The following is a 12,516-nucleotide window of genomic DNA, read 5'->3' as shown; positions in this document are numbered from 1 at the left end:
ACCAGGTGTGTTAGGGACGTGCTTTTAGTAGCGCGGTTCTGACGATCGGATAGCGCGGGTATGAGCTTCGGATAGCAGCATCTGGTGGTCTGTGGTGATCTCAGGTCCACACGCAGTAATTCGGCTGCGTGTGGACCTCGAAGAGGAGACACCGTGACTGACTACCGATTGGTGATGTCACTATTGATCCAGAATCTGTCCTACCGACAGATCGAAGCCCTGGCGGGATGCTCACACACCACCATCGCCAAAGCGAAGAGAATCTGCCGGGACCAGGGCTTTACCTCCACCTCCCAGGTGGAAGACCTCACCGCGGAAGAACTCGACGCCTTGTTCACCGACGGGCGCAAGGCGCCCTCGGATGAGTTCGTCGCCTTCGACGTGGCCGCGATGGTCACCAAACGCTCGGGCAAGAAGAAGCTCCCGCTGCGCGTGTTGTGGGCCGGCTACCTCGACACGGACGGCGTCCCTGGCCAGCGGCACTACAGCTATCAGCGGTTCTGCCAGATCATCGGCGAGTACGTCGATGTCAACGACCTGACCATGCGGATCACCCACGTTCCCGGTCACACGATGCAGGTCGACTGGGCGGGCACGAAGATGGCCGTCTTTGACCCCATCACCGGGCGCAAGACCAAGGTGTCGGTATTCGTGGCCTCGTTGCCGTACTCCGGGATGGTCTTCGCCCGCGGTTATCTCGATGAGAAGTCCCCGAACTGGTTGGACGCCCACCAGCAGGCCTTCGAGTTCTTCGGCGGTATCCCGCAGGTCGTCATCCCGGACAACGCCTCCACCGCATCCAACCAGATCGCTCGTGGGGACCGGGCCCGGGACGTCAACCGCGCCTACCGGGATTTCCTCGAGCACCACCGCACCGCTGCGGTACCGACCCGTCCCGTAAAACCACAGGACAAAGGCAATGTCGAAGCCGGGGTCAAGGTCGTGACCAACTGGGTGATCGGCCGGCTCGCGGGCCAGCGATTCGCCAGCCTGGATGACCTCAATACTGCTGTGGCCGACCAGGTCACCGCGATCAACACCAGAACACCGTTCCGCGGACAGCAGATCAGCCGCAAGGATCTGTTCGATGAGTATGAGCGGCCGGAACTGCTTGGGCTGCCGGAGTCCCGCTGGCAGCCGGTGACCTGGCGGAAATCCAAGGTCAACCGTGATTACCACATCGAAATCGCCACGGTGAAGTACTCGGTGCCCCACACCTTCGCCGGACGCCACGTTGATGTGAAGAGCACCGGCGACCGTCTGACGGTCATGTGCGACGGGGACATCATCGCCACCCATACCGTCTCCCCGCGCCAGCATGTCTACGTCACCGACCCCGATCATGTCCCCGATCAGCATCAGCAGTCCTCGGACCTGTGGTCCAGGGCGTATTTCCTGCGTCAGGCCCACAAGGTCGGTCCCCACACCGTCGCCGCGATCACCAGCGTGCTCGATGCCCGCCCGATCGAAGCCCAGGGGTATCGCACCTGCCTGAACATCCTCGCCCTGGGCAAGGGCGACAACAAGGCACTGCTGGAACAGGCCTGCCGGCAACTGGTTGACGCTGATTCCCCGCGGGCGGTCAGCTACACCGCGGTCAAGCAACGCCTGGCGGCCTTGCGGGCCCAGGTCCACGCCCGGCCCACCACCACAGATGCTCCGCCGCCGCCGGCCCCACGCATCGACCCGGCCCCGGGCTCACGGGACACCCGCGGTGCGCACCTGGCTGGCCCTGAGCACTTCAGCCTCGACGCTCTACTGGGAAAGACGGATCCTGCCCACGATGAAGGAGGTCAGGCGTGATGGATCGACACCTCACCGACGCCGACATGACGTTGTTCACCCAGCTGCGGATGACCGCCTTCGGGAAAACCGTCATCGACCTGGCCAACGACCCCGCCTGCGATGAGTGGACGTTCTCGCAGAAGATCTTCCACGCCCTGGATAAGGAGATCACGGCCAGGGAGCAACGTCGGACCCAGAAACTACTCAAGGCATCCAGATCGCCAAACCCTGATGCCTGCGTAGAAGAAATCCGCTACCTTCCCGACCGCAACCTCAATCGTGAGCTAATTGCACGGCTGTCCAGCTGTCAATGGATCGATCAGACCCACAACCTGGTCATCCTGGGGAAATCCAGTGTCGGCAAGACCTACCTCGCGTTGGCGCTGCTCAACGCCGCCTGCCGGAAGTTCTACACCGCCCGGTTCTTCAGACTCGATGATCTGGCCAACCAGCTCGCGGTCATGGACCCCGCGTCGCAGAAACGGCTGGACTTCCTCACCGACCTGCACAACTGCGACCTGCTGGTCATCGATGACTTCCTGACCACGCCCATCAACCAGCACACCGCCGCGGAGCTGCTCAACATCCTCGCGGCCCGGGACGGCCGTGGCTCGACCCTGGTCACCTCCCAGTTCGAGCCGCAGGACTGGTACAAATCCCTGCATGACGCGGTGATCGCCGAATCGATCCTCAACCGGATTGTGGCAGGCGCCGAGATCCTCCCACTCGACGGGCCGAACATGCGCCGACACCTCGCCGACGCGCAATAGCCCCGCCGGCACCCGGACCAAGCACCGCTATCCGGTGCTCATCCGGGTGCTATCGGATCGTCAGAACGCTGCTACTGGAAGCACGTCCCAAACAACCAGGTGGGCGGGGTCTGTCGTGGTGATGCTCAGGTGGGCGTTGGTGGGGGCGTCGATAAGCGAAGGGTGCTGTTTTTCGAGCTGCGCGAGGGCTGTGATGAGCTCCTCATCCGTCGACGCCCAGCCTATGCCGCGGTTGGCTAGAACCCCCATCAGTGCCGGCAGGGACAGGTCGGGTTGGCCCTCCCACGCGCGCCGCAGGGCGTCGATCACGTGCGGGATGCGGGTTGGGTCTTTCACGCTGCATAACCTTACCCGGGCACGACAAAACCCCCGCCCGAGTGGGCAGGGGTATGAAGCGTCTAGATCGTGTGGGGAATTAGCCCAGGATCTTGGTGACGCGGCCAGCGCCGACGGTGCGGGAGCCCTCGCGGATAGCGAAGCGCAGGCCCTCGTCCATGGCGACCGGCTGGATGAGCTCGACAGTCATGTCGACGTTGTCGCCCGGCATGACCATCTCGGTGCCCTCCGGCAGCTTCACAACACCGGTCACGTCGGTGGTGCGGAAGTAGAACTGAGGACGGTAGTTGTCGAAGAACGGGGTGTGGCGGCCGCCCTCGTCCTTGGACAGGACGTAGACGGAACCCTCGAACTTGGTGTGCGGGGTGTAAGCGCCCGGCTTGATGACGACCTGGCCGCGCTCGACGTCCTCGCGCTTGAGACCACGCAGAAGCAGAGCGGCGTTGTCGCCGGCCTCGGCGGTGTCGAGAAGCTTGTTGAACATCTCGATGGAGGTAACGGTGGTCTTCTGGGACTTCTCGCGGATACCGATGATCTCGACCTCGTCGTTGAGGTTGAGAACGCCACGCTCCACACGACCGGTAACCACGGTACCGCGGCCGGAAATGGTGAAGATGTCCTCGATCGGCATCAGGAAGTCGCGGTCGGTCTCGCGGACCGGGTCCGGGATGGAGTCGTCGCACGCCTGCATGAGGTCGAGCACGGACTGAACCCACTTCTCGTCGCCCTCAAGAGCCTTCAGAGCGGAGATGTGGATGATCGGAGCCTCTTCGTCGTAGTCCTGCTCACCCAGAAGCTCGCGGACCTCCATCTCGACGAGCTCGATGATCTCCTCATCGTCGACCATGTCGCACTTGTTCAGCGCAACGAGGATGTAGGGGACGCCGACCTGGCGAGCAAGCAGCACGTGCTCGCGGGTCTGCGGCATCGGGCCGTCGGTGGCGGCGACAACGAGGATCGCGCCGTCCATCTGAGCAGCACCGGTGATCATGTTCTTGATGTAGTCGGCGTGGCCCGGGGCGTCAACGTGAGCGTAGTGGCGCTTCGGGGTGTTGTACTCCACGTGGGAGATGTTGATGGTGATGCCGCGCTCGCGCTCCTCGGGAGCCTTGTCGATCGCGTCGAAGGCGAATGCGGTGTTCTCCTCCGGGTAAGCATCAGCGAGCACCTTAGTGATGGCAGCCGTGGTGGTGGTCTTGCCGTGGTCGACGTGACCGATGGTGCCGATGTTTACGTGCGGCTTGGAACGCTCAAACTTAGCCTTTGCCACTGTATGTCCTCCTGGACTTCATGGTGGCTACGACCTTCGCAGCCACGTGGTTTACTTTTTGCCTTGTCACGCGCCCCCGCAATAGAGGCGCGCCAACAATGGCCATTTCACAATGTGCCAGTTACATGATCCTAGATTTATTAAGACCGTTTTTCAAACCGTCGCGCCCCCGTCGAAGCGGTGGAACTTTGGCTGAGGCGATCCAAACAAAACGGATCCACCTAGAGAGTAACGGCCGGCTCAAACCCGACTTATTTTGGGGTCGGGCCTCAGCACAACCGCTACTCCCCCGGTGTGGCGCTTAGGCCCCGTCTTCGCCTTTACGCGACGTGCCCGATGGCGCGGGCGCGTCAGGCTCAGGGGCCAGCGCGAGGGGTGTTTAGTTGCCGTTACGCTCGTCGATGATTGCCTGCGCAACGCTCGAGGGAACCTCGGCGTAGGAGTCGAACACCATGGTGAAGTTCGCGCGGCCCGCGGTGCTGGAGCGCAGGTCGCCGATGTAGCCGAACATCTCAGACAGCGGAACCTTCGCCTTGACCACCTTGGCGCCGGAGCGGTCGTCCATGGCATATACCTGGCCTCGGCGGGAGCTGATGTCACCGTTGACCGTGCCCATGTACTCCTCCGGTGTGACAACCTCGACGGCCATCAGCGGCTCGAGCAGCACCGGCTTCGCCTTCGCCACTGCCTCCTTGAGCACCTGGGAACCCGCCATCTTGAACGCCATTTCGGAGGAGTCGACCTCGTGGTAGGCACCGTCTTCCAGCGTGGCCTTGATGTTCACCAGCGGGAAGCCGGCGAGGAAGCCGTACTGCATCGCATCCTGGATACCGGCATCCACGGACGGGATGTACTCCTTGGGTACGCGGCCACCGGTAACGGCGTTCTCAAACTTGTAGGTTGCGGACTCACCCTCCTCCAGCTCGCTCAGCTCCGGGTTATACGGCTCGACGGTGACGATAACCTTTGCAAACTGGCCGGAACCACCGGTCTGCTTCTTGTGGGTGTAGTCGAGCGACTCGACCTTCTTGCGGATGGTCTCGCGGTAGGCCACCTGCGGGGAGCCGATATTCGCCTCGACCTTGAACTCACGCTTCATGCGGTCGACGAGAACGTCGAGGTGGAGCTCACCCATGCCGCCGATCACGGTCTGGCCGGTCTCTTCGTCAAGCTTGACGGTGAAGGTCGGGTCCTCCTCGGCGAGCTTCTGGATCGCGGTGCCCAGCTTCTCCTGGTCAGCCTTCGTCTTCGGCTCGATAGCGACCTGGATAACCGGGTCCGGGAAGTCCATCGACTCGAGGATGATCGGGTGATCCGGGTTGCAGAGGGTGTCACCGGTGGTGGTGTTCTTCAGGCCGATGAACGCGTAGATGTTACCCGCATCGGCGTGCTCGACCGGGTTCTCCTTGTTGGCGTGCATCTGGAAGAGCTTGCCCACGCGCTCCTTGGAGTTCTTCGTGGAGTTGAGCATCTGCTCGCCCGGGATGGCCTGGCCGGAGTAGACGCGCACGTAAGTCAGCTTGCCGAAGAACGGGTGAACGGCGATCTTGAACGCCAGCGCGGAGAAAGGCTCGTCCAGGGACGGCTTGCGGGTGTCCGGGGTCTCGCCGTCCATGCCAGTGCCGTGCACCTCACCCACGTCAAGCGGGTTCGGCAGGAAGTCGATGACGGCGTCGAGCAGCGGTTCCACGCCCTTGTTGCGGTAAGCGGAACCGCAGTACACCGGGTAGATCTCGGAATTGACCGTCATCTTGCGAATGGCGCCCTTGATCTCCTCGAGCGTGAGCTCCTCGCCACCGAAGTACTTCTCCATGAGGTCTTCGTCGGACTCGGCTACTGCCTCGAGCAGCTTCTCGCGGTACTCTTCAGCCTTTTCCTGGAGCTCAGCCGGGATCTCCTGGATTTGCGGCGGGGTGCCGGTCTCAACCTTGCCCGGCCACACCAGCGCCCTCATTTCCAGCAGGTCGACAACACCGTCGAAGTCGTCTTCGGCCCCGATCGGAAGCTGCATGACCAGCGGCTTTGCGCCGAGGCGGTCAACAATAGTCTGGACGGTGAACTCGAAGTTGGCGCCGAGCTTGTCCATCTTGTTGACGAAGCAGATACGCGGAACGTCGTACTTCGCGGCCTGACGCCACACCTGCTCCGACTGGGGCTCAACGCCCTCCTTGCCGTCGAACACTGCGACTGCGCCGTCGAGCACGCGCAGGGAGCGCTCCACCTCGACGGTGAAGTCCACGTGACCCGGGGTGTCGATGATGTTGATCTGGTTGTTGTTCCAGAAACAGGTCACAGCGGCGGACGTAATGGTGATGCCGCGCTCCTTCTCCTGCTCCATCCAGTCCGTGGTCGCGCCACCGTCGTGCGTCTCTCCGACCTTGCGGTTGATACCGGTGTAGAAGAGGATGCGCTCGGTGGTGGTGGTCTTACCAGCATCGATGTGAGCCATGATGCCGATGTTGCGGACCTTGTTGAGGTCCTTAAGCACTTCTTGTGCCACGTTTATTACTCCAACTTAAGTGTTGTCGGCGTTTCCGGATACCTGGCCGCGCCTGCCGGTAACGCCTGTGTGGATATTTACCTTTGTCAATTCTGCCATTAAAAGTGCTGTTCGTCAGCCCAACGGCGCAAATACGCGCAACCCGGGCGCTGGCCGCGTACCGCCAAGTTCCCCGCTATGGAGTTCTTGGGGGCATCATGCGTAGGCCACGCGCCCGGGTCGGTTGGCTGACTGCACTGTTCACGTGTGCGGCAACTACCAGCGGTAGTGAGCGAAAGCGCGGTTGGCTTCTGCCATCTTGTGCGTGTCCTCGCGACGCTTGACGGATGCGCCAAGACCGTTGGAGGCATCCAGAATCTCGTTCGCGAGGCGCTCGATCATGGTGTTCTCGCGGCGCTGACGGGTGAACGTCACCATCCAGCGCAGGGCGAGGGTGTTGGAACGGCCGGGCTTGACCTCAACCGGCACCTGGTAGGTGGCGCCACCGACGCGGCGGGAGCGGACCTCAAGGTCCGGGCGGATGTTGCCGAGAGCCTTCTCGAGCGTGCCGACGGGGTCGGTGCCGGTCTTCTCGCGGCAGATCTCGAGCGCGCCGTAGACGATGCGCTCTGCGGTCGACTTCTTGCCGTCCAGCAGGATCTTGTTCACGAGCTGGGTAACGATCTCAGAGTTGTAGACCGGGTCCTTAACGACGGGACGCTTCGGTGCTTGCTGCTTACGCATTGGTGATTACTGTCCCTTCTTCGCGCCGTAGCGGGAGCGAGCCTGCTTGCGGTCCTTAACACCCTGGGTGTCAAGCGCGCCGCGGATGATCTTGTAGCGAACGCCCGGAAGGTCCTTCACACGGCCGCCGCGTACGAGCACCATGGAGTGCTCCTGCAGGTTGTGGCCCTCGCCGGGGATGTATGCGGAGACCTCGATGCCCGAGGTCAGGCGCACGCGGGCAACCTTACGCAGAGCGGAGTTCGGCTTCTTCGGGGTGGTGGTGTATACACGGGTGCACACACCGCGGCGCTGCGGGGAGCCCTTCAGGGCCGCGGTAGCGACCTTGGTGCGCTTATCGTGGCGGCCTTTGCGGACCAGCTGCTGGATAGTTGGCATTCACAATCCTTACTTCGGTTATGGACTTTGGAGTTGGGCTTTGGAGATGGGCGCAGGCGAAGGCGGGTAAACACGCAAAAATGGGGGCTCTTTTCCGGGGCCCTTCCGAGATTCGCAGATCACCTACCACGCCGTGCGCGGGGAATCCTGTTGGGTACGCTACCGCACCGGTGGGCGGGCAACCAAATCGCGGTGTTGGTGGGCCGCTGTTCGCAGTCGCGTCGTGGCGGGGGTTTTCGCTGGTGTTGTTTGGGGTGAGGTATTCGGGGTGAAGAGCTCAGCGCGAAGATCGCGCTTTAGCTTAGTGCATTCTGCGTTGACATCTTCCCATTGAAGATCTCAACGCGAAATTCACGCCTGGAGCACGTGCTGGAGACGCTGGCATCTTCCCAACGAAGAGCTCAACGTAGAAACAGCGCCTAAAACGAGTGCGAATCTCGCTGACATCTTCAAAGCGAAGATCACAACGTAGAAACAGGACCAGAAACGCGCACAGACAACGCTGACATCTTCCCGGCGAAGATCTCAGCGACGAAATTACGCCTGGAACACGAGCTAGAGACGCTGACATCTTCAGATGAAGATCTCAGCACAAAAACAACGCCAGAAACGCACTAAAACAACGCTGACATCTTCACCCGGAAGATCTCAATGCAAAGACCCCAGCGCAGACACCCAGGAGCAAACTCCTCGAGCCCCACGCTGGGGTCTTTGAACCAAGCGAGCAACTACACCTGGTCGAACCCGTACTCGTCGAGCGGCACGGACGCGCCTGTGAACTCGCCGTAGCCGTCGTCGCCGTAGATCGAGTCCCCGAAGGACGGGATCGCGTACGCGGCGGAGCGCGCAGCCTCGGTCGGCTTGACCTGGATGTTGCGGTAGCGCGCAATACCCGTACCAGCCGGGATGAGCTTACCGATGATCACGTTCTCCTTCAGGCCGATGAGCTTGTCGGAGCGCTTGTTGATCGCGGCGTCGGTAAGCACACGCGTGGTCTCCTGGAAGGAGGCCGCTGACAGCCACGACTCGGTCGCGAGCGACGCCTTGGTGATACCCATGATCTCGGAACGCATCTCCGCCGGCTGGCCACCGTCAGCCACCGTCGCGGCGTTGACCTGGCGCGCCTCGGCGAGGTCGACCAGGGTACCCGGCAGGAACTCGGTGTCACCAGAGTCGATGACGTTTCCGCGGCGAAGCATCTGGCGGATGATGATCTCGATGTGCTTGTCGTGGATCGACACGCCCTGGGTGCGGTACACGGCCTGCACCTCGTCGATGAGGTGCTTTTCGACGCCGCGTCGGCCCAGCACCTCAAGCACGTCGTGCGGGTCAGCCGCACCGCGCAGCAGGCGATCGCCAACCTCGACGTGATCGCCCTCGCGCAGGGAGCGCTCGATCATCGCATTCGGGTTGGACTCCATCGGGCGACGCACCTGGGCCAGGCCCTGGCGCTTCGACAGCTTCTCGTAGACGACAACGTCGGAGCCGTCATCCGGGTGGATGGTCAGCGTCCAGAAGTTGCCCTCGTCCTCGAGGGTGACCGTTCCGGCCACGGAAGCGATCGGGGCGCGGTTCTTCGGAACGCGAGCCTCGAACAGCTCCTGCACACGCGGCAGACCACCGGTGATGTCACCGCCGACACCACCCTGGTGGAAGGTACGCATGGTCAGCTGCGTACCAGGCTCACCAATCGACTGTGCCGCGACGATACCGACGGCCTCGCCGATATCGACGAGCTTGCCAGTGGCCATGGACTTGCCGTAGCACTTCGCGCACACACCCGTCGGGGTCTGGCACGTCAGCACGGAGCGCACCTTGACCTCGGCCACACCAGCCGCTACGAGGCGATCGATGTTTTCTTCAGTCAGGTCTGAGCCGGCCTCAAGCACAACGTTGCCGTCGGCGTCCTTGGCATCGGATGCAGAGACGCGGCCAGACACGCTGGTCTCGACGAGGTCGTTGCGTGCCCACTTGTCTCCAGCGAGCTGCGCGACTGGCACCTTGACACCCTGGTGGGTGCCGCAGTCGTCCTCACGGACGATGACGTCCTGAGCGACGTCGACAAGGCGGCGGGTCAAGTAACCGGAGTCGGCCGTACGCAGAGCGGTATCGGCCAGGCCCTTGCGCGAACCGTGGGAGTTGTTGAAGTACTCCATCACGCTCAGACCCTCGCGGAAGGAGGTCTTGATCGGGCGCGTGATGTACTCACCGCGCGAGTTCACGACCATGCCCTTCATGCCCGCAAGCGTCCAGATCTGGCGCATGTTGCCGGCCGCACCGGACTTCACGATCATCGGGATCGGGTTGTCATCCGGGTACAGGTCCTCGACGGCCTGGCCGACCTTGTTAGTGGCGTCCTGCCACAGCTCGACCAGACGGTCGTAGCGGTTCTCCTCGGTCAGGGCACCCTTCTCCCAGAACTTGCGCTCGATCTCCTCGGCCTCGCGCTCGTACTGCTCCAGGACCTCAACCTTGTTCGGCAGAACCAGAACGTCGGACATGGAGATGGTCACGCCGGAGCGAGTTGCCCAGTAGAAACCGGCATCCTTCATCTTGTCCAGCGTCTGCGCCACGGTGATCATCGGGTACTTCTCCACCATGGACTGGATGACGTCGCCAAGCAGCACCTTGCCGGAACCGCCACCCTTGCGCACCATCGCGCCTTCCTGGTACGGGAAGTTGAACGGCAGCATCTCGTTGAACAGGATTCGTCCCAGCGTGGTGTCAGCCATCCAGGACTGGCCCTTCTCCCAGCCGTCGGGGAAGAACTCAGCCTCGATCTCCTCCGTCGGGCGGAGGTGATCGATGCGCACCTTGATCGGGGCCTGCATGCCCAGCACGCCGCGGTCGTAGGCCATGATGGCCTCGCGGTAGGAGGTGTAGACACCGCGCTCCGGGCCGTTCTCGTCGGCCGGGGCGTAAGCGCCCTCGCCGCCGATCTCGGTCCCGCCCTTGAGCATGGTCAGGAAGTACAGACCGGTCACCATGTCCAGGCGCGGCATCGCCAGCGGCTTGCCGGACGCCGGGGACAGGATGTTGTTCGACGACAGCATGAGCACGCGGGCCTCAGCCTGCGCCTCAGCGGACAGCGGTAGGTGAACAGCCATCTGGTCGCCGTCGAAGTCAGCGTTGAACGCCTCACACGCCAGCGGGTGCAGCTGGATGGCCTTACCCTCGACGAGCTTCGGCTCGAACGCCTGGATGCCCAGGCGGTGCAGCGTCGGGGCGCGGTTGAGCAGCACGGGGTGCTCGGAGATGGCCTCTTCAAGCACGTCCCACACCTCGGGGCGCTGGCGCTCCACCATACGCTTGGCCGACTTGATGTTCTGCGCGTAGTCGTTGTCCACCAGGCGCTTCATCACGAACGGCTTGAACAGCTCGAGGGCCATCAACTTCGGCAGACCACACTCGTGCAGCTTCAGCTGCGGGCCGACGATAATCACCGAGCGGCCGGAGTAGTCCACGCGCTTGCCCAGCAGGTTCTGGCGGAAGCGGCCCTGCTTGCCCTTGAGCAGGTCCGACAGGGACTTCAGCGGGCGGTTGCCCGGGCCGGTGACGGGGCGGCCGCGGCGGCCGTTGTCGAACAGCGCGTCGACGGATTCCTGCAGCATGCGCTTCTCGTTGTTCACGATGATCTCGGGCGCGCCGAGGTCGATCATGCGCTTGAGGCGGTTGTTGCGGTTGATCACGCGACGGTACAGGTCGTTGAGGTCGGACGTCGCAAAGCGGCCGCCATCGAGCTGAACCATCGGGCGAAGCTCCGGCGGGATGACCGGGATCGCGTCCAGGATCATGCCGGCCGGGTCGTTGCCGGAGCGCAGGAACGCGGCAACAACCTTGAGGCGCTTGAGCGCACGGACCTTCTTCTGGCCCTTGCCCTCGGCGATGACGCTGCGCAGCTCTTCGGCCTCGGCCTCGAGGTCGAAGTTGCGGATCAAGGTCTGGATCGCCTCGGCGCCCATTCCGCCCGTGAAGTAGTCCTCGTAGCGGTCCATGAGTTCCTCGTAGAGGTTCTCGTCGATAACCATCTGCTTCGGCGCGAGCTTGACAAAGGTCTGCCACACCTCGTCGAGGCGCTCGACCTCGCGCTCCGCCGCCTGGCGGATGTGGGTCATCTCCTTGTCGGCCGCCTGCTGGACCTTCTTGCGTGACGACGCGTTCGCGCCGGCCGCCTCCAGCTCCGCGAGGTCTTCCTCGAGCTTCTGAGCGCGCTCCGCGATCTCTGAGTTCGCGTCCGCCTCGACTTCCTTCTTCTCCAGGATCATCTCGGCCTCGAGCGTGGACATGTCGTTGTGACGTGCCTCGTCGTCGACAGAGGTGATGATGTTGGCGGCGAAGTAGATGATCCGCTCAAGGTCCTTCGGCGCGAGATCGAGCAGGTAGCCCAAGCGCGAGGGCACGCCCTTGAAGTACCAGATGTGGGTCACGGGAGCGGCGAGCTCGATGTGGCCCATGCGCTCGCGGCGCACCTTGGACTTGGTCACCTCGACGCCACAGCGCTCACAGATGATGCCCTTGTAGCGCACGCGCTTGTACTTGCCGCAGGCGCACTCCCAGTCGCGGGTGGGGCCGAAGATGCGCTCGCAGAAGAGCCCGTCCTTCTCCGGCTTGAGGGTGCGGTAGTTAATGGTTTCCGGCTTCTTGACCTCGCCGTGGGACCAACGGCGGATATCGTCGGCGGTGGCCAGGCCAATGCGAAGCTCGTCGAAGAGGTTTACGTCAAACACGTAAATTCCCTTTCACCTCCCCCTCAT

At 62.8% G+C, this 12,516-nt stretch carries 8 protein-coding genes; 2 read left to right on the top strand and 6 right to left on the bottom strand.

The annotated features are described in order from the left end of the window. The first annotated feature begins 153 nt into the window (after positions 1-153). Both istA and RIU96_RS04055 read left to right on the top strand, forming a co-directional pair. The gene (gene istA, locus RIU96_RS04060) at positions 154-1,803 is read left to right on the top strand and encodes an IS21 family transposase (RefSeq protein ID WP_311205071.1); all 1,650 of its coding nucleotides are present in this window, start codon (positions 154-156) and stop codon (positions 1,801-1,803) included. Continuing rightward, positions 1,803-2,555: an ATP-binding protein gene (locus RIU96_RS04055; RefSeq protein ID WP_201740600.1), complete on the top strand. Its 753-nt coding sequence runs from the start codon at positions 1,803-1,805 to the stop codon at positions 2,553-2,555. Before istA ends, RIU96_RS04055 begins: the two co-directional genes overlap by 1 nt. 60 nt (positions 2,556-2,615) lie before the next feature. Here RIU96_RS04055 and RIU96_RS04050 read toward each other — a convergent pair whose 3' ends face one another. From RIU96_RS04050 to RIU96_RS04025, 6 genes are all read right to left on the bottom strand, one after another. After that, positions 2,616-2,891 (bottom strand): hypothetical protein, encoded by a 276-nt coding sequence (locus RIU96_RS04050; protein WP_311205131.1) that lies wholly within the window; start codon positions 2,889-2,891, stop codon positions 2,616-2,618. A 79-nt stretch (positions 2,892-2,970) separates the two neighbouring features. Continuing rightward, positions 2,971-4,161, bottom strand: coding sequence for an elongation factor Tu (tuf, locus tag RIU96_RS04045; RefSeq protein WP_136653350.1), 1,191 nt, complete (start codon positions 4,159-4,161; stop codon positions 2,971-2,973). 379 nt (positions 4,162-4,540) lie between these two features. Beyond that, the gene (gene fusA, locus RIU96_RS04040) at positions 4,541-6,661 is read right to left on the bottom strand and encodes an elongation factor G (protein WP_311205130.1); all 2,121 of its coding nucleotides are present in this window, start codon (positions 6,659-6,661) and stop codon (positions 4,541-4,543) included. Between the two features lie 255 nt (positions 6,662-6,916). Next, complete coding sequence (gene rpsG / locus RIU96_RS04035; RefSeq protein WP_144317433.1) at positions 6,917-7,384, bottom strand: 30S ribosomal protein S7; 468 nt, start codon at positions 7,382-7,384, stop codon at positions 6,917-6,919. Positions 7,385-7,390: 6 nt separating this feature from the next. Continuing rightward, positions 7,391-7,762, bottom strand: coding sequence for a 30S ribosomal protein S12 (rpsL, locus tag RIU96_RS04030; protein WP_018017465.1), 372 nt, complete (start codon positions 7,760-7,762; stop codon positions 7,391-7,393). A gap of 728 nt (positions 7,763-8,490) precedes the next feature. After that, complete coding sequence (locus RIU96_RS04025; protein ID WP_144689033.1) at positions 8,491-12,489, bottom strand: DNA-directed RNA polymerase subunit beta'; 3,999 nt, start codon at positions 12,487-12,489, stop codon at positions 8,491-8,493. Between the last annotated feature and the right edge of the window lie 27 nt (positions 12,490-12,516).

The organism is Corynebacterium sp. Z-1, from assembly GCF_031844665.1.
Taxonomy (GTDB): domain Bacteria; phylum Actinomycetota; class Actinomycetes; order Mycobacteriales; family Mycobacteriaceae; genus Corynebacterium; species Corynebacterium sanguinis.
This window is presented reverse-complemented; position numbering and strand designations above follow the sequence as displayed.

What these genes read in the sequence shown, in the direction of transcription:
- rpsG (WP_144317433.1), bottom strand. Translation starts at nt 7,384, where the DNA reads ATGCGTAAGCAGCAAGCACCGAAGCGTCCCGTCGTTAAGGACCCGGTC.
- RIU96_RS04055 (WP_201740600.1), top strand. Translation starts at nt 1,803, where the DNA reads ATGGATCGACACCTCACCGACGCCGACATGACGTTGTTCACCCAGCTG.
- rpsL (WP_018017465.1), bottom strand. Translation starts at nt 7,762, where the DNA reads ATGCCAACTATCCAGCAGCTGGTCCGCAAAGGCCGCCACGATAAGCGC.